At 60.0% G+C, this 22,954-nt stretch carries 17 protein-coding genes; 16 read left to right on the forward strand and 1 reads right to left on the reverse strand.

Annotation, left to right across the window (positions count from 1 at the left end; all coding sequences use genetic code 11):
* Positions 1–231 precede the first annotated feature (231 nt).
* The 10 genes from ATN37_RS01365 (at position 232) to ATN37_RS01410 (ending at position 12,896) form a co-directional block, all read left to right on the forward strand.
* Complete coding sequence (locus ATN37_RS01365; protein ID WP_256933092.1) at positions 232–504, forward strand: hypothetical protein; 273 nt, start codon at positions 232–234, stop codon at positions 502–504.
* Between the two features lie 774 nt (positions 505–1,278).
* A complete protein-coding gene (locus ATN37_RS01370; protein ID WP_007733695.1) occupies positions 1,279–1,536 on the forward strand; it encodes a hypothetical protein in 258 nt (85 codons plus the stop codon).
* Between the two features lie 4,281 nt (positions 1,537–5,817).
* Positions 5,818–6,600: a ParA family protein gene (locus tag ATN37_RS01375; protein WP_007733691.1), complete on the forward strand. Its 783-nt coding sequence runs from the start codon at positions 5,818–5,820 to the stop codon at positions 6,598–6,600.
* Between the two features lie 158 nt (positions 6,601–6,758).
* Entirely contained in the window at positions 6,759–6,911 is a 153-nt protein-coding gene (locus ATN37_RS32285) for a hypothetical protein (protein WP_007733689.1), read from the forward strand.
* Positions 6,912–7,541: 630 nt separating this feature from the next.
* Positions 7,542–8,516: a DUF2637 domain-containing protein gene (locus ATN37_RS01385; protein ID WP_218694645.1), complete on the forward strand. Its 975-nt coding sequence runs from the start codon at positions 7,542–7,544 to the stop codon at positions 8,514–8,516.
* Between the two features lie 109 nt (positions 8,517–8,625).
* Entirely contained in the window at positions 8,626–9,252 is a 627-nt protein-coding gene (locus tag ATN37_RS01390; RefSeq protein WP_253741100.1) for a TetR/AcrR family transcriptional regulator, read from the forward strand.
* 432 nt (positions 9,253–9,684) lie between these two features.
* Positions 9,685–9,921 (forward strand): YlcI/YnfO family protein, encoded by a 237-nt coding sequence (locus tag ATN37_RS01395; RefSeq protein WP_054781845.1) that lies wholly within the window; start codon positions 9,685–9,687, stop codon positions 9,919–9,921.
* Positions 9,921–10,220 (forward strand): type II toxin-antitoxin system PemK/MazF family toxin, encoded by a 300-nt coding sequence (locus tag ATN37_RS01400; RefSeq protein WP_019749527.1) that lies wholly within the window; start codon positions 9,921–9,923, stop codon positions 10,218–10,220. The genes ATN37_RS01395 and ATN37_RS01400 overlap by 1 nt, the downstream gene beginning before the upstream one ends.
* Before the next feature lie 28 nt (positions 10,221–10,248).
* Entirely contained in the window at positions 10,249–12,099 is a 1,851-nt protein-coding gene (locus ATN37_RS01405) for a hypothetical protein (RefSeq protein WP_058036894.1), read from the forward strand.
* Positions 12,099–12,896: a hypothetical protein gene (locus ATN37_RS01410; RefSeq protein WP_058036895.1), complete on the forward strand. Its 798-nt coding sequence runs from the start codon at positions 12,099–12,101 to the stop codon at positions 12,894–12,896. The genes ATN37_RS01405 and ATN37_RS01410 overlap by 1 nt, the downstream gene beginning before the upstream one ends.
* 128 nt (positions 12,897–13,024) lie before the next feature.
* On the opposite strand, the gene ATN37_RS01415 is transcribed toward ATN37_RS01410, so the two are convergent.
* Positions 13,025–14,095 (reverse strand): YhcG family protein, encoded by a 1,071-nt coding sequence (locus ATN37_RS01415; protein WP_058036901.1) that lies wholly within the window; start codon positions 14,093–14,095, stop codon positions 13,025–13,027.
* A gap of 220 nt (positions 14,096–14,315) precedes the next feature.
* Between ATN37_RS01415 and ATN37_RS01420 the strand changes: the two genes are divergently transcribed.
* The 6 genes from ATN37_RS01420 (at position 14,316) to ATN37_RS01445 (ending at position 22,837) form a co-directional block, all read left to right on the forward strand.
* The gene (locus ATN37_RS01420; RefSeq protein ID WP_156423037.1) at positions 14,316–16,259 is read left to right on the forward strand and encodes a cutinase family protein; all 1,944 of its coding nucleotides are present in this window, start codon (positions 14,316–14,318) and stop codon (positions 16,257–16,259) included.
* Positions 16,260–16,554: 295 nt separating this feature from the next.
* Positions 16,555–17,076 (forward strand): 2Fe-2S iron-sulfur cluster-binding protein, encoded by a 522-nt coding sequence (locus ATN37_RS01425; RefSeq protein ID WP_216637106.1) that lies wholly within the window; start codon positions 16,555–16,557, stop codon positions 17,074–17,076.
* Complete coding sequence (locus ATN37_RS01430; RefSeq protein WP_172826974.1) at positions 17,073–18,065, forward strand: xanthine dehydrogenase family protein subunit M; 993 nt, start codon at positions 17,073–17,075, stop codon at positions 18,063–18,065. Before ATN37_RS01425 ends, ATN37_RS01430 begins: the two co-directional genes overlap by 4 nt.
* The gene (locus ATN37_RS01435; RefSeq protein ID WP_218694647.1) at positions 18,065–20,185 is read left to right on the forward strand and encodes a xanthine dehydrogenase family protein molybdopterin-binding subunit; all 2,121 of its coding nucleotides are present in this window, start codon (positions 18,065–18,067) and stop codon (positions 20,183–20,185) included. Before ATN37_RS01430 ends, ATN37_RS01435 begins: the two co-directional genes overlap by 1 nt.
* Before the next feature lie 78 nt (positions 20,186–20,263).
* On the forward strand, positions 20,264–21,277 hold the full coding sequence (locus tag ATN37_RS01440) for an aromatic acid exporter family protein (RefSeq protein ID WP_058036899.1): 1,014 nt from the start codon (positions 20,264–20,266) through the stop codon (positions 21,275–21,277).
* 51 nt (positions 21,278–21,328) lie between these two features.
* Positions 21,329–22,837, forward strand: coding sequence for a YhjD/YihY/BrkB family envelope integrity protein (locus ATN37_RS01445; RefSeq protein ID WP_058036900.1), 1,509 nt, complete (start codon positions 21,329–21,331; stop codon positions 22,835–22,837).
* The last annotated feature ends 117 nt before the right edge of the window (positions 22,838–22,954 follow it).

Consider the following 22,954-nt stretch of genomic DNA (forward strand, 5'->3'; position numbering starts at 1 on the left):
CTGCGGGCAACCCGAACAACGTCCTCACGGAACTCTCGGGGATAGGGCTTCGGCATGGTGCACATCCTTCCAGCGGCACCTCTCGGCACCACAGATCAGATGTCACCTATCCGTGCAGCAGACCCCTCCGTGCGCATCGCGCCTGTGAAACAGACTTCAACGAAGCATCTTTCGGTCAATCCGAGCGTGAGATACCGACTCGAAACACTCAGACTCGGAAAACCAAGCAGCATGGCACGTGGGGACGTCGTCATCCGCGTCTCCACGGACAACGAATTGTTATTGCCACCCGCTGTCGTGATATCCAACCAGGATCGAATACCGGATTCCCCCAGCCATTTTCAGTTCTTTCTCCGCGTTCGCAACGACCTGCTACCGCTTCCTGTGCCAGACACCGAGAGGTATCTCGTCGAGGTCGGGCACCCCAGCGCACAACTGCGGTCCAACCACTACGTTCGCTCGCTCAGTCTTCGGGCCGAACTGTTGGCGTTGTGGAATCTTTGAGTCCTGAGAAACGAATGTCGACGGAATGCGAAGCATTCCTTCGAGTGCGCGAACAGCGCACCGTCAATACGTCGATCCGAGCAATGTACTCACGGAAGCCGAACGACGCACGACTCTAATGTTCGAATCCGGTGAACGAAATCCTCTGCGCAACTGCGATAAAGAGCATTCCGCGTGACAATATACGCGGATCGACCTCCCCCAACCGAAGTCCCTCACGATTCGCAGGCGGACACGAAGGCACAAACCCTCCCCGCTGGAAACCTACGTTCGGCAGCTGACAGGTTAAGGTGCCTTTCCGGATCTTTCAGGTGCTCCTCTCGACACGTGACCCGAGCCATCGAGCTCGCAGACGCACCATCGACTGTCCACAGACCCCTTTCTCCATCCATCTCCAGGACACACGGCAGCAGCCTGCGGAAGCGCCGTCCAACACGCGGGTTACATAACCCCTCCCCCGCGTTCAGTCGCACATGAACCTCCCCGGCGTCTGACAGCATGAGAGCCAAGCATCTCCATCCGCTCCCGAAGAATCCAACCCGATTCCGACGCTAGACCCATCATCGAACCGCCGACCGCCAACGCACCCAAACTCCACCTTCAGCGAAGCCGCAGCGGTGGTCCGTCAAGCCCCTCCCTGGTCGGGCCGGCGGCGGCCTGTGAGGCGGGCCGCCGCAAAATCCCTCAGAACTCCATGGCAACATCAACCACACGCGACACACCGAACAAGCGCGCCTACCCGTATCAGTTACAGATTGGTTCTAGTCTTTCCTCATGGCACAGCACAACAAGGGACCTCGCGGACACATCGCGACTCGTGCTCCCCTCAAGCAGCACAAGGTGTACGAGGATCGGGCCGCCGAACTCGGAATCCCTGCTGGGGATTACTCCGTGCTCATACTGGCCATCACCCATGGACTGGACATACCGGACTACATCATCGACAAACTGCATCCGGACCAGCTGAGACTGCTTGAGGTCGAGGCCGCTGGATCACTGCGCCGCATCGAGCAGCTTGCGGTCGGCGCATGAACTACCCCTAGACAGCGAACAACCCCCAGGGCTTGGCGGCATCGGGGGCTGTCCGTTTATGCGGTTGTGAGAGCTTCCCAGCTCCCTGACCACCACTAACCCAGTGAAGGAAGAGGCGGTGCTTACTCGATGATATCGCAGAAACGCAATTCCGCCATACTCGCGGACGTATTCGCGGTGTCATTTTTGGCACGTCCAGATCACATTTCGGCTTTCGCGGCGCTCGGATCACACTTCTGCGTCCCGAATGTCCCATCCGAGCAAGCCAGCACCGTACCCATAGTGGTACCGATGTGCGGCCGCCGGATCGAACAGACCTTCCGAACAACCGCGGCCGTGACGCGCGTACAGCGGATCCGCAGACAGGGAGGCCGCCCCTAGCCGACAACGAACGAAGTGCCCCGATACCTAACTAAACAGCGCAGACCTCTTGAAAAGCACAAAGGCCCCCGAAGGGGGTGATTGGGAGCGGACCGCATCGCGGCGAAATAAGGACTGGCAGGTCCTTGACGTCGACTGAGAACTGGCAGGTTCTCCGACATCTGTTCTCGAACATTCTCGAGAGGTGAGCTTCGAAAGTTAGCGCTTTCTCTGCTCGTACTGCATCCCCCTGGAAGGGACTTACCTATGGCAGGTATGTCTCAGGGTAGCGCATACCCTGAATACAGCCCAACTCATTCCATATCACCAACCTTCGGCGTGTCGCGCATCGGCACCCAATCCGCTGTTCCTCAATCGACAGAAGTCGACGAATGGCAAGCGGCAGTCGATGATGCTCTCTCACGTATAGCGCGCCTCGAATCCGCTACACGGCAACTCAACGAGTCCACTTACCAGCGTGGACGCTCTTGGTCCCTGCCTGTCGAACCAACGGAACAAGCACGCGTTCCAGTGTGGACATCACGCAGGGAATGGCTCCGCCAATTCCGGCATCACACCACCAGCCCGGCCGGCAAGGCGTTGTGCGCGCGCAACCTGATCAAGCCCGACAAGGCTTACGCAGTGGCACAAGCTCACGCACATTTCGCCGAATCCCACACCGGCCGCGGGGTCTCCGCAGCGAAATCAACGATCGCTGCCCGGGCCAAAGTCAGCGAATCCTCTGTCAATCGCGCCAGGCGAGTGCTCATCGCGCTGGGAATGGGCATCGAACACGTCCGGGGACGGAACCTCAAAACCCTGGAATTTCTGGCTGCTGAAGCCCATCACGGGGGTCAACAGCACCGCGCTGCATCGACATGGTCACTGTCATCCCCTCGAACAATCGTGGCAACGACACCTCACCGCAAACTCGCCAAGACGCGACCGTCTCGCGCCTCTGAAAGAGCAACCCGCCACAGAGCTCACAACTCTCTGAGGCCCGCCGTCAATCGCGTCTATCAGCCCCACAGCAGTCGACCAGGGCCGATAGGAACTGACACCCTATCTAGTGTTGGTTTTTTATCTTTTGAAGTTCTTCCGTTAGGAAGAACTCACCAACGCGCGCATGCGCGAGCCCAGCTCACAACAAAAAAACGAAGCACTTCTCGGATCACACCGCGGCCTCTGGCACTTCAGAGGACTGCAGCCGAACTCGTCAACCATGCGCCGGCTCTCAGACCGACCGGACATATCGGGGCGATCTGTGATCTTCTCCGCGATGTCAAGATCGATACGACGCGATGGACAGGACGTGACATCGCACAGACGCTTTCCCGAGACACAGCAGACCGGGGGTGGATCTGGCCAACAAGATCAAGCCTGATCTCACCGTTGGCATACCTCAGACGCAGGCTCGATGGGATCGACTGGACCGGAGAATCGCCCAGTGAACAGCGTAAATCGGCCGACCTGGCGCGAAAGAGGGAACAAGAATTACTTGAAAGCTCACATGTTCAACGTACGAAAATGGCAGCGAACCCGGAGCACCGCGCCAAGATCCTAGCCAGCATTCGGGCACACCTGACATGCAAGCAGCAGCATTGAGGCTTTACTGCCCCAATCCGGCCAAGCAATACACGTCCGAAAAACACGCCTCACGATGATCGACAAGCGTTGCCGAGAAGTGTGGCGATCCGTGGCACAGCACCCTGATCGCCACAGGTGTAAATACTCATGGCGACGTTGATCGGGACACAAAGAACCCGGAGGACAACGTTTTGATCTAATACGCGGAGCTCCACAGCCATTTTCGGAGAACTGACCCCGCCCGAGCCAGTCAATGGCGGGCTGGCGGTCCGCTTCTCTGCGCTGGAAGAACGTCGCGCTGGTACGGGTTCAACATCCGAGAGGGGTTGAAACGACAGCCGTTTCCTCCAATGCAGACGCGCCCGTAGGTATTCGGATCGTCTATCGGTCTATCCCTCCGAGACATGTACCTGACTGAGCATCTTTATTTGCGCAGGTAAACGGCTTTTTGTGCAGAGAAGCATGGTGCGATCACTGCGTGTGACGCATGCTTTGCGAGGCATCCTGGTCGCGCATGCCATACATGCAATGCGTGCGTTGCAAGGCATGCATTGCATGTATGGCAGCGCTGTTGCGTGAAACGGTGGGCCACCTTGCGTCGTTCGTAGCCGTCGGCACGGCAGCGCCGGAATCGTGCACGGGATACTTGTAGACGGGAAGCGGTCTCCATCCCCTCCCCCGCTCGGTCGAAAAGTGCGTGTGTTTCGGCGTTGCGATTCATGCGTCGCTGTATTCGAAATGTGCCCACCCACCCGAAAGTTCTGCTCGCAAAGCGGCGAAATCAAGCCTGACGGAACTGATTCATCCCATCCCGTCCCCAAGCCTAATTTCGTCACTGTGACGTAAAGTTAGTGCCTGCTCGGACTCGCTTCGGTCATTGCGTCGCGGCCGAACTTCGACTGATCCGGATCTCCACACGTCCCTTCCCTTACACGTCCGGGTTCACACCGCGACCGACCTTTCGCGCAGAATTTTCGTTTCACCGCAGGCCCCCGCTGTGTCCTGAGATGATTCCGCAATGTTGTTCGTGAGTTAGATGAGCACCCCGACTGGCAGTCAGTCGGCTGTATCTCTCAATAGAATTGGAACCCCCTCCCCTCGGTCAGTGCGGTTGTTCGTCCCACGCATGTCTCAGTTTTTTCACCATCCGTGCGGTTCACGTGAGTCCTTCCTTCTGCCCTGGATGTTCGGACCCCGATGGAATGACATATGTTCTGGCCTTCAAAGGGGTACAGGGTTCTATTGAAGTGCGCCCGGCGCGAACATCAGAAAGTTTCTGAAGTGGCAGGCTGTCTTGCCCGCCTCGCAAGGTTGGCGCGTTCCTTCCATCCGCGGCAAGGGCGGTGCATTGGCGGATGGCTGGGCAGGACCGCTCGCGACGGTTGAGCAATTTGTTCTGTGCGCACAGCGGAGATTGCTGAACCCTATATTTCCGCCTTTAGTCAGTTTGCTGCCCAATAGCGTCCCTTCGACTTCCTGGACAATCTGATCGAGACGCACTGTCACACGTTTCGATTCGTGTCTGGAACGCCTCGCTATCGGGTGATCGTGGCAGCCAAGCTGCTCTTGGTCGGTCGACCTTTTGCAACGGTGTGTGACACTCACGGCAGATGTTTTTCGATTCGTTCGATGGCAATGAGTGCATTGACCTGCTATTTTGTGCGTCCACGCAATGCGTGGTCTGTATGCACGGCATGCATTGCATGCAGAAGTGAAAGAGGTGCGATGCATGCAAGGCATGTCCTGCTAGCAGCGCATGGCGTGCGTGCAATCCTTGCATACCGCGTCATGCATGCTCTGCGTGCGCCGCGAGCGTTGTATGGTTTGCATGCAGAGCAGCGCGTGCGTGCGGAGGTAGCACCGCTAGCGGTGCGTGCAGAGCACGCCATGCGTTGTATGTGATGAGTGCTTGGCTAGCGAGGTACGCATTGTGTGCAAAGCATGCAGGGTTGGCTAGCGAGGCATGGATAGCGTGTCGCGCATGACGTGCACGGGTTGCGGTGAACGCGTGATGAGCATTGCACGCGTTGGACGCAAGGGTTGCACTTGATGCGACTCGTGCATGACACGCGCAGAGTGCGAGGCTTGTACGTCACGCATGACATGCGTGTTATGCTACGCGCGCACGTAATGCACAGTGTGCGTGTGTAGCGAGTAGAGCAGACTTAGCGCGCAATGCATGCAGTGCTTGGATTGCCCGTCACGCACAGTCTGCATGCAGCCCACGTACAGCGTGGATTGCGCACAGCAAGCAATGCACATATTGCATGCAGCGCGTTGTTTACACGCAATGCACGCCTCGCAAATGTCAACGCCCTCGATGAAAGGTCCGCAATGCAGCCACGCAAAATCGCACTCGGCAACCAGAAGGGTGGCGTAGGCAAGACGGCCTCCACTCTCGGGCTTGCCAGCGCCATCACCGCGGTCGGCGGAAAAGTACTTGTCGTCGACATGGACCAACAGGGCAATACGACCGGCGGCCTCGGCGTCACTCTCGAAGAGGGCATGATGACGGCCTACCACCTCATGAACCAGACCAGAGAAGGCATTGCAGCCGAGGCGATCATTGCCACCCCATGGGATGGCGTCGACCTCATTCCCGCAGACGAAGAGCTCGGCAAAATCGAATCGGATGGGTCGAATGACCTGGTGTTTCGCCTAGACGTTGCGTTCGAAGGGCTCGACCTTTCTCCTTATGACGCCGTGCTTTTCGACTGCCCTCCCAATATGGGCAAGGTGCTGTTCGCGGTTCTTATTGCAGCAGATGGCGTTGTCGCCATCACCGAACCCACAATCGACAGTGTCGGCGGCGTTCAGAAGCTCGAAGAGACAATCGACACCGTTCGTAAACGGGCGAACCCGAAGCTGGAATTCGACAAGATCGTAATCAGTCGTAAACGATCCACCGGCGAACATGAGTTCAGAGAGAGCGAGCTACGGGAAACCTACGGCTCACTCGTCGCCAAGACATCGATCCCGGAACTCGCGGCCCGCCAGGACGCGCACTCGAATCGCACTCCGATTCACCAGTTCAAGGGTGGGAAAGCATTGACGCTGCAACTTGCCTACAGTGACTTGCTCGCTGAGTTGCCCATCGTGATCGGAGCCCCGGCATGAGCGTGAAGCGGGAACCTGCCATTCGTAAGACACATCCGGCTGAACTCATCCCGGAACGTCCGCCCAGGGGAGACGCGACCCCCGCGGCACCTGCAGCTACGCCACCAACGCCTTCAGCGGATCTCAGTGCCCGCAAAGATGAGGAGGAGAAGCTGTCGATGACCCACAACACGCGCATCAAACCTTCGACGAAGGATCGCCTTCGGCGTGGCGTCGACAAATTGCGGTACGAGACTGGCGATCGCGAAATCAGCGAGGCATCGATGACCGAGGCTGCGCTGGACGAATACTTGAAGGCCAGGGGACTATAAGAGATTCGCGTGCATGGCATGCACTGCGTGCACGCATGATGGGATGTCTTGATTCTTGATTGTGGAGTTCGGCCCCCAGGCGAGGGCATCTTGTGTTTCGGCTGGAAGACCTAATTAGAGGCGCCTGGCACGACAGCTGAGTAGGCACATGTGGGGGACATTCCAAGGACCTCGATATTGAGAACGGCTGTCGGGTGCGGGCGGGAGGCGAACCGCCGGGGCGGGAAGTCCTTGCTGCGCGCGCAATGCCATGTCCCTCTCATCTGCTGACAGTCCGTTCTGTAGAACTTGGAAGCCTTGGCAGCGCAAAGCCTGGAGCAAATTGCGTGAACAATCCGCTGCAGTCACGCAATTCTCACGCAAAATTGCAGACCACCCCACGTCACTCTGAGATCAACAGGCACGCAGCTGGAACGACATCCCCGACGTGCTTTGAGTGCGACGCAAAAAACATCAGTCGACCCTCGGATACGACCGCTAGAAATCGCTGTCGACCCTCACCGCACGCAACGCCGACGAAACGCAGGAGTACGACCAGAAGAAATCTTCCGAAACCAGGAGGAGTCCCGCCGGCGGCAACCAGCGGGACTCCAGACCGAGAACACCCCTTTTAGGAAGGAAAACCCGATCATGGGTGATTTTAGTCTGCGCGCAGCGCGGATCCAGCTTGGAGCACTGATCGCCGCACTTCTCATCGCGATTTTCATCGCAATCGGGATCACCGCAGGCGCATTTGTCCTCTCCTTCGCGGTCCAACGGGACCTCGCGCGCCAAGGAACCATCCCCGAAAACCTCGCATGGATCTTTCCCGTCATCGTTGACAGTGCAATCTTCGGATCCACCGTCGCCATCGTCATTCTGAGCAAACTGAAGATGCATCGACGCGACAAGTACTTCTACGTTGCTGTTGCTGTTGCGGTGGTCGCGATCAGCATCCTCGGGAACGCCTACCATGCGTTCCACTCCGCAACAGTTGCGCAACAGGTCGTTGCGGCAGGTCAGAGCATCGGCTACACGCCTCTCGACCCGGCCGTTGCTGCCATGATCGCGGTCATTCCGCCGGTGCTCGTACTCGCCTTCACGCACGGTCTGCGAATCCTGATCAAAGCAACGGGTATTGCATATTCCGACTACAAGATCGAGATCGACAATGCTGCCGCAGGTGTGGGTACGGTTGGTACGCAAAGCGTCGTCATGCGCAACGAAACAGCCGTAGGAGCCCAGCCTTCTTTAGGCGTCGTAGAAACGCATGACGCGCCGGAAAGCGCTCCGCGCTCGAGCCCCTCCGAACAAACGGGGTCTTCAGTGGACCCGGAGCCGTCGAACGCAGAGGCGGTGGCGCACGCCGAACTCGAATGGTTCATTGCCACATCGGACCTGCCCGACGCTGTCAAGGACACCGCACGACGCAAGCTTGCAGACCCGACTCTCACCTGGGAGCTGATCGCCCAGACGTCCAACCCTCCGGTTGCAACATCGACCTCGTGGCGCCGATACGAAAAGTTCGATACCGCGGCCCGAGCAGCTGGCTTCGACAATCCGCCGCTCATCGACATGCGAGCCTCCGATGTTCACTTCACCGACCAACTCGTCACTACAACGTGAGTAGCGCCGCAACCTGCCAACGCCAAGGTTCCCGAGCGCCAGGAATTGCATCATCATGGAGGGATTGACCACAGCAGAGTGCCCACAGACTGCAGGTAAGGAACCCGCATTGACCGACCCAGACGACCGACACCACTTGATCGTTCCGCCCGAACCGCGCCAGCGACCCCGACAACAGCGAGCGCACGAGACGAAGGCCAAGATCCTCAAGGCAGCTGCACGCTCATTCTCGATCGATGGGTACGCCGCTACCTCCACGAACGACATCGTTGCGGAGGCTGCCTCCACGAAAGGAGCCGTGTACTTCCACTTCGACTCCAAGGAAACGATCGCGCGAGAACTCATCAACCACTGGTTGACCGCGCTCGGCGGAATCCGACAATCAACCGACGAATCAGCAATACCAGCGATCGAGAAGTTGGCTGCATTCTTCAACGGTTCAGCGACGCTTATAGCCGACGATGCCCTGGCCCGAGCCGGCCTCAGGCTCACCACAGAAGCAGGTCTCGATACCGCCCCACCCGCGTTCCGTGAGTGGGTGGAACTCGTCAGCCGACTCGTCGATACTGCGATCGCAGACGGACAGCTTCCCGCCTCTGCCGCCCAGCGCCTGGCCGCGAATCTGTGCGCGGGATTTATCGGCGCAGTTCAAGTCATACAGGTACTGGGCGACCCTGGAGATTTCACTTCACGCATCGACGACTTAGCGAACGCGTATTTGATTTCAGATGCGTAGTCCGCGCGCTGGCGAGGTCGTGAGTAGGGGAGAGGAACCGGACTCAATCCTCGCGGTGACGTCGCCAACCGTGTGCACGGTGTACTGCTAATTCCTCGACGGTAGCGGAGCAGTTGCGTCGTCGAGAGGAGTGACAAAGTGCCTGACATCGAGAGCCGAATCCCCGAAGTGCTTTGTCTCATAGCGACTATTTCAGCGATCCGAGCCGTACCGACGTGGAGACGTCACCAGCGATGGGACCGTCACTGAGACTGAAGAACACCAGATAGAGATCGACCGATGAAGACAGCGGAAACCGTGTGCGTGGCAAGGTGTGCCGCGGCGGGGCCGCTGAGCACTTCATCGGCCCTTGCCTCCCGTTGAAATGATCGGTTCCAGAACTCGCACGCGATGGTGGTACCAAAACGAATCCCACTTAGGTACCATCAGCATATGAGCACGCAGATCGCGGTACGACTACCGGACGAGATCGTGGAATTTCTCGACGACGAAGTCAGGGAACATCGCGCCGCCTCGCGAGCCTCATTAGTGTTGCGCGCTCTCGAACGGGAGCGTCGCCGTCAGATAGCCGCACGAGACGCGGAGATCCTCTCGGCCGCAACATCCGAACATGATCTGAGCCCCCTCGCTCACCACACCGTGAATCGACAGTCAACAGGCTCGACCTGATGCGACCAATTCATGAAGCCAACCTCGACTCAGTTCGGCCGGTCCTCGTACTCACCCGAGAGATGGTCCGTCCACACCTCGGGACCGTCACGGTAGCGCCCATCACCGGCGAGATCCGAGGACTGTCCACTGAGGTGTCTGTCAGCGCCGCTAACGGACTGTCCGCCGACGCGGTGGTCAGTTGCGACCACATCACGACCATTCCCGTCAGTGCACTCGGCAACATCATCGGTTATCTTCTTCCAGCGCAAGAGGAATCACTGTCCATAGCCGTGCGCGCCGCCTTCGATCTCGAATGATGACGACAGTGAACGGAAAGGATGAAACATGGCGCTGAACAATGGGGAGCAGTTCACGCTATTCGAGCTCGAGCCACCAGAATCCGCTACTCGTTCGGACGAAGTTCCCGAACCCGATCAGCCTTCTCTGTTCGACGTTGACGACACCGCTTGTCTCGAAACGGATTCCGGGGTTGCGGAGCACCCCCGGACCGACGACATCGTCGCCCCTCCGGATGAGCGCTCCAACGAAATGGAAACGGAACCCACCCAGGCGTCAGAACTCGACGCAACTGAACCGGCCGCCCTTCCTCCCGCCAGCGAGGCAGCAGACGGCCACGCCGTCATTGTCACAGCAGCCGGCACCTACACACCGTCTGGCCACACACTCACCGGCCCAGTCGATTCCATCGAAAAACTCGACAAACTCATCAGATGGGCAACGCTCACCCCGCTGGGCGCACCGGCACAGATCTGGATAGTCGGAATCGAAGCCTGCGAAATTCTCGGATGGATCATCGACCCAGGCAGCGAAGACGATGTCGATGACATGGAAATCCTGCGCACCCGCGCTGCCGAAGAACTCACCGCGATCCTCCATGCCACGCTGACCCCGATGCTGACCGCAGGATGGGAACTGCGCGGAGAACCCGGCCACGTTGTTCACCTCTCCCGCACCACCGGGAACTTCACATCCATGGTCGACATTTTCATCGAACCCTATGTGTGGACCTACTGGAACAAAGACTTCGGATGGGGCAATCGCGTGGGGGACATGGGGATCCTCGGATCACCCACCGCCGGAACCTACCTCCCCGACGACGACCTCCCCGCTGCGCGGGAACTGGGACGCCGACTCGCCTGGTGCGCACAACACCTCGGCGTGCTCCCCGGCCCCACCCCCGCACGCACCGGCGCCGCCATCGTCGACAAGATCAAACGCGACCGCACCCGCAGCGGTAAAGGAATCGTCGTCACTGTCGGTGGACCGGTCCCACCGCTGGACGGCGAACCCCGCGGAGATCTCGAACCTGCCGCCGGATGGACCCGCATCCCGGACCTCGAAGAACTCTCCGACGCAACACAACTGGTATCGATAGACCAACGAGCTGCGTACCTCGCTTCCGCTGGCATGCTCGAATTCGGCTACGGAAAACCTCGACATCTTCGCGGCGAGGACGCGCTCGACGCTGCCCGGCAATCGAAAACCCCGTTCGGACTCTGGCGTGTAACCCTCCCACCGGGTGACATGCTGGCGCTGCCACCCGCTCTACCGTTGCCTCACCCACACATGCTCGCCGACCAACCTGTGCAGACCTGGATCACCACCGTCAGCCTCGATGCACTTCAAACGTCCATCGCCGATGGCGGGATCGGTGCAGAACTCGACGACCTCGACATTGCAGAAGCGTGGGTCTACCCGCAGCAGGGTCGGGCCCTCGACAAGTGGGCGAAATTCTTGCGTGAAGCCCGCAAAGTTGCCGTCGACACCGGCGATGCAGCAATGAAACGGTTCATCGGAGCCTGCTACAAGGGTTACATCGGCCGAATGGTCAACCCCGACATGTGGACAGCCAAACAAATGCAACACCACCATCAACCGCTCTGGCGGGCAGCGATCATCGCACACTGCCGCTGGCGAGGCCGCCGTGTCGCGATGCGGATCGCACGCGAGACCGGGCGTTGGCCACTGCGCACCGTCACTGACTCCTGGGTCTACCCCCTGCCCCCGGGTATCGACATCGCAGACGAGAGTGACGCACTCGGGAAGATGACTCTGGAAAAGAGCGCCTCGCTCACCGAGGACATAACCGTCATGCTGACCGACGCGCGCGACACCCACGAGATCAACCTCGCACTCAAAGCTGCGTTCACCGACGAAGATGAAGGAAACATATAGTGGCCCTGCATCTTCCGAAACCGCGATCTACCAAACCTGCACAGAAGACCGTTGGCTTGGACGGACTCAACGTATCCGTCTCGACAGCAGCGACCAGTGGTGTCGAAAAATCGAAATCGGTCAAAAGTGGGGGATTAGCGGGACTCACCAGCAAAGTCTCCGTACGTCAGCTCCGTACTGAAATCGGTAAAGAAGGCCTACGGCAAGCAGCTGTCGACGCCGGGAGAAAGCCCCCCTCGGACCGAACACTGCGCCGTTGGGCGCAGCAAGGACGAATCCCGCACCCCGACGTCACCGAACGCGCCAGGCGGCGAGCCGCTATCGAACGCCTCGGTGGAATCGATGCTGTCGCACAGAAGATCGGCCGTTCACGATCAGCGGTCTCTCGGTACCGTTCCGGCGAAACGAACGAACTGCGCGCTGACGCGAAAAAGAAACTCAAAAACGTCAAAGCTCGCGACATCATGGACCGCGCCGGCGTCCTACGACCCGACGGGCAACCCAAAAAGGCCACCATCCGAGTCCGCGGGGGAGTGTCCGTCCGCAACGGTTCCGAAGAAGGTTACGACTATCGAGTGCGTACCCTGGACTTCGCGAACTCCGACAGCCCCTTCAGTCTCGACGAAACACGAGAACTCGCCATGGCTTTGGCAGGCGACGATCATGCCCGGGTGGTTGCCATCCTCGAACGTCACGCCACGATGGATTACCCGGAAAACAAGGGTTTCGACCAGTACGGCGACACTTTCGGATTTCACTTCGATTCCATCGAATCCGTCCACATCGACTGGACATAGAACTGCCCTGCCCCTCGACGCACCGGGCAGGACCAGGCATCGCGTTCGCAGACCCTCGTGCGAAACACCGATAGCGATCTCGGCACCAGAGGATACGTCGGCCAGGTTCGAGAATCGAATGGCGCCTCTCAGTCGGAGTTGTCAGGTTTGACGGGCAGTTGGGAGTCGAGTTCGGAGACAGTGGCTTCCACAGCTGCCGCGATCTCGTCGTCGGTAGGGACGAGATCGCGAACCTGGGAGGGGAGAGTCTCATAGGTGTAGTCGGCTACGGCGAGGGGTGCAGTTGTCCCGGCAAGTGAATACCGGACGACGTTGTCGTTGCGGCCGGCGCAGAGCAAGATTCCCACAGTCGGGGCGTGGATGTCCTTGTTGCGGAGGTTGTCGTCGATCCACGAAACATAGAAGCCGAGCTTCCCGACATACTCCGGCTCAAACCTGCCTACCTTCAACTCGACGACGACGAACCTCGCTTGCACCCAGTTGAAGAACAGCAAGTCGATATAGAAATCCTGATCACCGACCTCAAAATGGTACTGACGTCCAACAAAAGCGAACCCGTGTCCCAGTTCGAGGAGGAACTGCTCCAGCCGACGCATCAGCGCGGACTCCAGCTCCCGCTCCGCGACACGTTCGGTGATGTCGAGAAAATCGAAGACGTACGGGTCACGCACCAATTGCTGAGCGAGATCGGAATCCTCGGCCGGAAGATGGTCCTGAAAATTCGACGGTGCCGCACCGATCCTGCACCGTAAACCGCTGTTGATCTGATTTTGCAGCACATTGCGCGACCACCCGTGTTCAGCAGCCGTTGATGCATACCAGTCGCGGTCCGACTGGTTATCCAGCTTGTCGAGCAATACCGTCACATGACCCCACGGCAATTGGCCAACAGGTTGTTGGCCAATTGCATCGCGCCCCCAGATGCTCGCCATCTGCCGCATGTACTTCAGATTGGTCCGTGACAACCCACGCATGTCGGGAAAGGCCGATCGAAGATCGACGGCGAGCCTGTCGATCACCTTTGAACCCCAGCCCTCGGCCTCTTGACGCTGCACGATCGCATGCCCTATGTCCCAATACAGGCTGAGCAGTTCGGTGTTGACGATTCGGGTGGCGCGAACTCGCGCTTGCCGAACTTGCGACTTGAGATGGTCGAGAAGCTGGGCGTAGTCGGCGGGCAGTTCGGCTGGAGCATTCACCCATCCATCTTTACCCAGCGCTGCTGGGAACGCCCACCGGACATGCCCCCACTTCTTCACAGGGCGCATTGATCGGAGTGAATACGTCCAGCACCATAGCGGCCCTCACCTGAAATCGGGCGCGTCCGGCCTGTCCGCGCGCGGACAGGTACATCGTGTTTGCTGGTAGAGAAAGGTTCTGATGCCGTTCCTAGGTTCGACCATCCACCGTCCGGTATGCATGCTGATGACGGCAACAGTCGTCGCAGCCTCCATCGCTTTGATGTCGCCGGGCATTGCGTCCGCCCAATCAAACGGATGCTCGAAGACTTTCAACCTGTTCATCCCCGGAACCTGGGAAACCGCAGAAGACGCCGATCCCTCGATCGCGGTCGGTATGCTCAAACCGATCGCCCACAGCATCGCGGACACGAACGGTAGCGCGGCACAGGTCCACACTCTGCCGTACATGGCCCGAGCCTTCGACAACGGAAAAACCTACGCAGACAGCAAATCTGATGGTTTGACGAGGGCGAAGGACGTGATCGCCGAGATCGCAACGAAATGCTCCGACACCAAATTCACCATCACCGGCTATTCCCAGGGCGCGGACATCGCAGGTGATCTTGCCTCTGAAATCGGCAACGGCTCCGGCCCCATCAAGGCAGAGCAAGTCCTCGCGGTCGGGCTTCTCGCCGATCCCGGTTCCGGAACGAACGGCGAAGCAGTCATCGGCCCGAAGCCGTCAGGAAAGGGGATCGCCGATCCGCGGCCGCAGGGCATGGGGAAGCTCTCGGGCCGGGTCGCGTCGATCTGCGATCCGAAAGACCTCTACTGCTCGATCCAAAAAGGTTCGAGCCCGCTGCTCGGATCGCTGGGTTCAGTGCTCACCAAAGCTCCGAGTGCTGGAGTTGACGGCCAGGTAGGCGACAATTCACACCTGGCCACCGCGCTGGCGTCGGATTTCTCCCAAGCCGACCTTCCCAGCCTCGCCACAGCCACTGGCAATCTGACCAGTGAACTCTCGAAGACGGACGGCACAGTCGACCTCGAGAAGGTCGCCTCCAGCGCGAGAACGCTGGCGAACACCATCAGTCCGCTCGCGGAACTACTCGGCTCCGGTGCCGCCAATCCTGCGGCGAACGGGCAGCTCGCTGCAGCTCCCGCCGGATCAGCCGAAAAAAATGCCGGCCACGTTCTAGACAAGGCCGGAGAATCTGATCTCAGCAGTGCGCTCTCGACGGTGACGGCGATCGCCGACACCGCGAGCACGCTCGCCAGCAAGGGCTCCACGACGCTGCCGGCTTCATCTCCGGACCTGACCTCCCTGTCGACCGCTGCTGGCACCCTCGACAGTCAGATCGCCCCACTCGCCACGACACCGAGTGACGTCCTCGGATCTGCCTCCGGAGTCCTCTCCTTACTCAAACCCACAGTGCTCGTCAACCAAGTCCTGGGCGTCGCCACCGGCTTCACCTCCCTGGATATGCCTGCGATCCTGGCGAACCTGAACCTTCTTCCGCAGAAGGTCTCCGCGCTCGACGCCCACGGTGCCCACAAGGTCGCAGGGGATCTGAACAACCAGTTCTCCCCATTGGTGAAGATGGCCGCGGGTATCGATCTGAAATGGGTCTCACAGATTCTGTCGGCAATCCCGGATCCGTCCGGCTACTCAAAAGTGGCGGCGCTCGTCGCGTCGATCCTGGGAGGAGTCGACATCATCAACCTGGCAAACCTCGTCGGCCGGGTGCAGGAAATCGCTTGGGCCGCAGTCGAGAAGCTGCTTCCACCGCCGGGACAGCTCCCCGACCCGCTCGGGGCCGGAGCCGCCATGACCGGACTCGTCCCAGTCGGACTCGAACTCGCCACGGTCGCGGTCAACATGCTCGCCGGCAAAGCTACGAAGACTGATCCGACATTGCTCGGCAAGCAGGCCTCGACGTCCACCACCACTCAGACACAGAATCTGGACCTGCCAGCACTCGCCGGATCGTTGACCACGATGGCCAGCTCACAAGACCCCAACGACCTTGCCTCCTTGATAGGGGAGGGGTTCGCCGCAGCGTCCTTCTTCGCCTCCGGGGCACACCAGAACTACAACTCTCTCGTCGTCGACAACGCTGGCCGCAACGCGATCCAGTGGATCTCGGACTGGCTCAATCTGCAGATCGGACGCGCAGCATGAGCCGGCAACCCGCCCTCACTCCGACATTTCGAAGAAAAGAATCTAACGATCGGCCCCTCCTGGAGGGACGGGGCGGGCACGCGTGGTCAGTCCCCACCGCCGATCGAACCCACCTCCCCAATCTGACGAAGTAGCACATGTCCCAGATGGGGGAGACCGCGATACTGCCGAAGCGGGTGAGTTCGCTGTAGCGGCGGCGTATACGAGTGCGAGCTAGCCGCCATCTTGCAAACGCCGCCTCGTCAGATCGTGGCGCTACCCGTTTGAGTAATCCGGAGCTGGGTAGGTGCTCGTCATGGAGTCTTCGCGAATCGATGCCGAGATCACGTTGATGGTAGACGGCAGCAGCCACACCCTGACGGTCGACACTCGAACCACGCTGCTCGACGCGCTGCGGGATCGCCTCGGCGTGACGTCCCCGAAGAAGGGTTGTGACCACGGGCAGTGCGGATCGTGCACGATCCTCCTCGACGGGCGGCGCGCCGTTACGTGTTTGACGTTCGCAGTGGCACAGGACGGCGCACAGATCACCACGGCAAATGGTTTGTCGGGCCACGACGGTCTGCATGCCGTACAACAAGCCTTTCTCGACCAGGATGCGCTCCAGTGCGGGTACTGCACCCCGGGGCAGGTGTGCTCGGCAGTGGGGATGCTCGACGAGGTGAAGGCCGGGCACCCCAGTCACGTCACAGAGGACCTCGATGCTGACCCGGATCTGGACGACGCCGAGATTCGAGAACGCATGAGCGGGAATCTCTGTCGCTGTGCTGCGTACGGCAACATCGTCGCAGCGATTCGACAGGTAGTGCAGCCGTGATGCCGTTCGAGTACCGACGCGCCGAGGATGTCGACGGCGCGTTGGCCCTGGTGACTGAAAACCCCGGCGCCGCCTTTCTCGGAGGCGGCACGAATCTGGTCGACCGTATGAAACTCGGCGTGACCAACCCACGCATGGTGATCGATGTAAGTCGGCTGCCCCTCGCCGGAGTGGAGATGCTTCCGCATGGAGGAGTCCGCATCGGCGCGACAGTTCGAAACAGCGATCTCGCAGCCCACCCCGTCATCCGCCGCCGATACGCGGTGCTTGCTCGCGCTCTCCTGGCCGGAGCTTCAGGGCAGCTTCGTAATGCCGCGACAACAGCCGGCAATCTGATGCAAGCTACCCGCTGCGTCTACTTCCAGGACGTGACAACTCCGTGCAACAAGCGGGAACCCGGATCTGGTTGCTCCGCCGTCGGCGGCCACGTGCGCTACCACGCAATCCTGGGGGCTTCCGACAAATGCATCGCCGTGCACCCGTCCGACATGGCGGTCGCGCTGGCTGCGTTGGACGCCGTGGTCGTCGTAAGGGACCGCCGTGGCGAGCACAACATTCCTGTCAACGAATTCTACCGTCTCCCTGGAGATTCACCGGAACATGACACAGTTCTGAAACCCGACCAGTTGATCGTTGCAGTGGAGCTGCCCGTGCCTGCACCGGCGGCGCTGTCGACGTACGTCAAGACACGCGATCGCGCCTCCTTCGCTTTCGCTCTGGTTTCGGTTGCCGCTGAGATCGAACTCGAAAACGGTATTGTCGCGGGCGCCCGAATCGCCATCGGAGGCGTGGCGCACCGCCCCTGGCGCGCGTACAAGGCGGAAGAGGTCTTGCTGGGATCCCCGCCTACCGAGGAAGTGTTCGTGCAAGCCGCAGATGCCGAGTTGGCGAACGCGAACCCACAGTCGGGCAATGCTTTCAAGATTCCCCTGACACGCGGCGTCATGGTTTCGGTGCTGAGGTCACTCACCACCGGAGGGCCGACGTGATGAGGATGATCGAACCGGGCTACCTGGGAAATCCGATGGAGCGTCTCGACGGGTCCGCGAAGGTCACGGGGACGGCGCTCTACGCGTTCGAACATCCCGTGGAGAATCCCACCTACCTGCACGCCGTCCAGGCGACGGTTGCGCGTGGCCGCGTCGTCAGCATGAAAACGGAACTGGCAGAGGCACTTCAGGGTGTCGTCGCCGTGATCACCGTTTTCGATGCCCCACGCTTGGCGGATACCGAAGACCGAGAGCTGTCCGTACTCCAGGACCCAGCCGTCCACTTTCGCGGACAATTCATCGGTGCTGTGATTGCCGAAACACCCGAGACAGCCCGTCATGCAGCCGGGTTGGTACAAGTCGAGTACGACGAACTCCCTCATGATTGTGAGCTACGAGCCGATCGCGACGACCTCTACGCCCCGGAGGACGTCAACGGATTCGCGACCGACACGACCGACGGCGATGTCGAGTCGGCATTCGTGGCTGCGGATGTGACGATAGATCAGACCTACACCACTCCACTCGAACACAACAATCCGATGGAACCGCACGCCTGCATTGCAATCTGGGAGGACGACGCCGAGGGTGGGCGGGCGTGCGTCACCCTGTACGACTCTACTCAGGGCGTTCATGTCGTTCGCGAGACCCTGGCGCCCATGTTCGGGCTCGAACTCGAGCAGATGCGAGTCGTGGCGCCACATGTCGGCGGAGGGTTCGGTTCGAAGGGATCACCTCACGCGCACAACGTATTAGCGATTCTTGCTGCCCGCAGGACGGCGGGGCGACCTGTCAAGTTCGCGCTCACGCGGCAGCAGATGTTCGCGATCGTCGGATACCGCACATCCACCATTCAGCACCTGCGCCTCGGTGCGAACTCCCACGGTCTTCTGACGGCGATGTCCCACGACGTAATCGAGCAAACGTCGAAGATCAAGGAATACGCGGAACAGACTGCTGTTGCCACCCGGATCATGTACGCCACGCCTAATCGCTCTACCTCGCACCGGGTTGCAGCCCTCGATGTTGCAGTCCCGTTCTGGATGCGTGCCCCGGGCGAGACTCCGGGTATGTATGCGGTCGAGGTAGCGATGGACGAGCTTGCCGTAGCTTGTGGCCTCGACCCGATCGAACTTCGTGTTCGGAACGAACCCGAAGTGGATCCGGAGAGCGGAAAACCTTGGTCAGGGCGGAATTTGATCGACTGCATGTACGCAGGCGCGGAGAGATTCGGGTGGAAAGATCGGAGTCGGCGTGATGGACGACGTCCGGTGCGTGGTGGTCTCAGTCCGGACGGCAACTGGATGGTGGGTACCGGCATGGCAGCGGCAACCTATCCGGCAATGACGAACCCCGGTTCGAAAGCGCGCATCGTCTTCGGAGCCGATCGAATTTACACTGTTCAGATCGGGGCGGCCGACATTGGCACGGGAACCTGGACCACTCTGACTCAGATCGCCGCCGATGCTCTCGAATGCCACATAGAGGAAGTTCGGCTCCAAATCGGCGACACCACATTCCCTTTCGCCACAGTTGCCGGTGGCTCCGCCGGTATCTCGTCGTGGGGCTCTACTATCGTCGCGGCTGCCCGTCAGTTCCGCGCGGAACACAGCGCCACTCCCCTTGCCGGCGTGGAGACGACAACTGAGACGCCGGAGAATCCGGACGAGGACGTTTACTCCATGCATTCATTCGGTGCTCATTTCGTGGAAGCGCGCGTACATCGCGAGACCGGCGAGATCAGGATCCCCCGGATGCTCGGTGCATTCTCGATCGGACGCGCAATCAATGCAAAAACGCTTCGCTCACAGCTCATCGGAGGAATGACGATGGGATTGTCGATGGCGTTGCACGAGGAAAGCTTCCGGGACAACAGGTTCGGCCACGTGATGACTCACGACTTGGCGAGCTACCACATCAGCACAAACGCGGATGTGCAAGACATCGAAGCCTTCTGGCTCGACGAGACTGACGCACACGTCAACCCGATGGGATCGCGGGGCGCCGGCGAGATCGGGATCGTCGGGGCAGCAGCCGCTGTTGTCAATGCTATCTACGATGCTACCGGTGTGCGGGTACGCGACTTGCCGGTAACAGCGGACAAGGTCCTGTTCAGATGAGTCTTCGGACGACCGTAGAAGGTTAAGGAGCAAGCAATTCTCGAGCATCCCCTCATTCAGCGATGTGAAAGCATAGGCTTGATCACAGCTCTGAAAGGCGCAGTCACCGTAGTCATCGCGTGGGTGATCGCGAACAGCGTCTTTCATAGCCCTGAAGCATTTCTCGCTCCGTACGCTGCACTCTTCATCATCGGGAACACCGTGCGGAACTCGATGCGGGTGGCCGCCCGCCAGGTCAGTGTGGTCGTCCTCGGAGTTGTTGTGGCCGCCGTCGCGGCGGTGACCCTTCCGACCGTCGCTGCATTGGCCATCGCAACGGGTGCAGGAATACTCGTCGGCCGCATTCCGCGGTTGTCGCCTGACGGGATTTGGGTCGCCGTCACCGCCGTATTGGTCCTTCTGTACGGAACAGCAACCAACCCGTACTTGGTGATGCACCGCATTGGTGACGTAGTGCTCGGAGTATTCGTGGGCATCGCGGTCAATGCCGTGTTGGTGCCGCCGGACTATCTCTCCGACGCCAGAGACCTCTTGGTGGCACGTACGCATGAGGTCGCGGACATTCTCCGACAGATGGCCGCGGACGTGAAAGCCATTGCTGGAAAACAGGGTTCATGGCGTCAACGCGCTCTGTCGGTGAACAAATCCGTTGCCGCGGAGACCGCGGTGATGGACGGTGAAGCCAGCCTGGTCGGAAACTTTCGCAAACGTGGGTGGTTGCGTATAGGAGGATCCGAGTTGTTTCGCCCGGCCGCCGAAGCACTCGATCGAGCAGCGCTACATCTCATGGGCCTGATCCTTGCCGTCGAGGACGGCGATTTCAACGAGAACGGGAGTTTGCAAAGTGCCGTCTCGGAGTTGCTCGAAGCGATGGCCATAGCCTTTGCCGATGCGGGAAGAGGTCCGGTGCACGACCCTACCGACCATCGTTCCGTCACGACCTTGCCCCTTGCCCGTGAAAGATTGACCGCACTCGAAAAGCTCGTGCAGCAGGGAACAGTCACAACGTCCGTCGCACCTTCGATAGTTCTCTCCAGCCGTGGGTTACTTGCGGCGCTCGCTGTCCTCGATCGAGAGGAGTACGGAAGCTAGGGGAGTCTCGACCGAGTTTCGACACCCGGCTCACTGGGTAGCAACTCGGGCATGGTGACACACACGGTTGATGCGGGCGACGCGCGTAAGCCTTCCGATCCGACCGACCTGACGGCGCAGTCGTGGAAGTTCGTAGCACGACGTTCTGCCCGAGAGTTCACTCGCGATCAGTGCACCGATCTGGCGGCGGCTTTGACGTACTACGCTGTGCTGTCACTGTTCCCGGCGCTTCTGGCGCTGGTGTCCCTGCTGGGAGTTGTCGGCCAGGGGCGTGCCAGTGTGGACACGGTGATGGAACTGGTAGCCGCTGTCGGACCGGACTCGGCCGTGGACACGATGCGTGGCACCGTCGAACAACTGGTGGCGGCCCCTACCGCCGGTTTCGCATTGATCATCGGTCTCGCGGGTGCGTTGTGGTCGGCCTCCGGCTATGTCGGCGCATTCGGGCGAGCGATGAATCGTATGTACGAGGTGGAGGAAGGCAGGCCGGTCTGGAAACTTCGTCCTCTGCAACTGGTCGTCACCCTCGCAGGACTTCTGTTGGTTGCCGCGGTGATCCTGATGCTGGTCGTCAGCGGACCTGTCGCCAAGGCGCTAGGTGATCAGCTCGGCATCGGAGACGGCGCGGTGACGACGTGGAATATTGCGAAGTGGCCCGTCATTCTGATCTGTGTCGCGTTGGCGGTGGCGGTGCTGTATTACGTGACTCCCAATGTGCAACAGCCGAAATTTCGTTGGATCAGCGTCGGAGCAGCACTCGCTATTGCAGTGTGGATCGTGGCTTCAGTCGGATTCGCTTTCTATGTAAGTCATTTCGGTAGTTACAACAAGACGTACGGATCGTTGGCCGGGGCGGTCATCTTCCTCCTCTGGTTGTGGATCACCAATCTTGCGTTGTTGTTCGGAGCAGAAGTTGACGCGGAACTCGAACGCGGCCGGCAGTTACAGGCCGGAATCGAAGCCGAAGAATTCCTGCGGCTGCCTCCTCGGGACACCAGCGTTTCGGAAAAGAACGCTCGTCTGCACGCACACGATATCGCCGCCGGTCGCGAACTTCGCGAAACGCACGGCGGCGAAGACAACGAAGGGACGTCGACCATGACCGAGCGATCCGATAGCCGGGCAACCGTTCCGAGCACCGCGCCGCCGAAAACTGTCGACACAGAGGGCGTAGACCCGCACGCACTGTCGACCGTACAACTCGTCGAGCGCCTCACCGAGCAGGTGTCCGACCTCGTACGGGCCGAAATGTCGCACGCAGTAGCCGAAGTCAAGACGAAGAGCACCCGGTTCGGTGTAGGGGTCGGTATCTCCGGCGCCGGCGCACTGCTGCTGCTGTACGGCTTCGCGGTACTTCTGGCGGCAGCAGTACTCGGATTGGCCACAACCCTCGAACCTTGGCTTGCAGCTCTGATCGTCGCGGCAATCGTGATCGCCATCGGAGCAATAACCGCACTCGTGGGAGCCAAACGAGCGAAGTCCGCGGCGCCACCACTTCCGGAAGAGACCGTCGAAAGCGTCAAAGCTGACATCGCTACTGCCAAGAAGGGCGTGAAATGAATCGCCCTGGGTTCGGTGGAGACTTCTGGCCTTGGAAACGAGGATGGAAGCATGCCGAATGAACGGGTGTCAGGGAGGCCGACGATGCGGCGGTATTCGCCGGAGGAGAAGGCCGGT

The organism is Rhodococcus sp. MH15, assembly GCF_019266045.1.
GTDB classification, from domain to species: Bacteria; Actinomycetota; Actinomycetes; order Mycobacteriales; family Mycobacteriaceae; genus Rhodococcus_F; species Rhodococcus_F qingshengii.

What these genes read in the sequence shown, in the direction of transcription:
- ATN37_RS01425 (WP_216637106.1), top strand. Translation starts at nt 16,555, where the DNA reads ATGGAGTCTTCGCGAATCGATGCCGAGATCACGTTGATGGTAGACGGC.
- ATN37_RS01420 (WP_156423037.1), top strand. Translation starts at nt 14,316, where the DNA reads ATGCTGATGACGGCAACAGTCGTCGCAGCCTCCATCGCTTTGATGTCG.
- ATN37_RS01445 (WP_058036900.1), top strand. Translation starts at nt 21,329, where the DNA reads ATGGTGACACACACGGTTGATGCGGGCGACGCGCGTAAGCCTTCCGAT.
- ATN37_RS01365 (WP_256933092.1), top strand. Translation starts at nt 232, where the DNA reads ATGGCACGTGGGGACGTCGTCATCCGCGTCTCCACGGACAACGAATTG.
- ATN37_RS32285 (WP_007733689.1), top strand. Translation starts at nt 6,759, where the DNA reads ATGACCCACAACACGCGCATCAAACCTTCGACGAAGGATCGCCTTCGG.
- ATN37_RS01405 (WP_058036894.1), top strand. Translation starts at nt 10,249, where the DNA reads ATGGCGCTGAACAATGGGGAGCAGTTCACGCTATTCGAGCTCGAGCCA.
- ATN37_RS01400 (WP_019749527.1), top strand. Translation starts at nt 9,921, where the DNA reads ATGCGACCAATTCATGAAGCCAACCTCGACTCAGTTCGGCCGGTCCTC.
- ATN37_RS01435 (WP_218694647.1), top strand. Translation starts at nt 18,065, where the DNA reads ATGAGGATGATCGAACCGGGCTACCTGGGAAATCCGATGGAGCGTCTC.
- ATN37_RS01370 (WP_007733695.1), top strand. Translation starts at nt 1,279, where the DNA reads ATGGCACAGCACAACAAGGGACCTCGCGGACACATCGCGACTCGTGCT.
- ATN37_RS01395 (WP_054781845.1), top strand. Translation starts at nt 9,685, where the DNA reads ATGAGCACGCAGATCGCGGTACGACTACCGGACGAGATCGTGGAATTT.
- ATN37_RS01385 (WP_218694645.1), top strand. Translation starts at nt 7,542, where the DNA reads ATGGGTGATTTTAGTCTGCGCGCAGCGCGGATCCAGCTTGGAGCACTG.
- ATN37_RS01375 (WP_007733691.1), top strand. Translation starts at nt 5,818, where the DNA reads ATGCAGCCACGCAAAATCGCACTCGGCAACCAGAAGGGTGGCGTAGGC.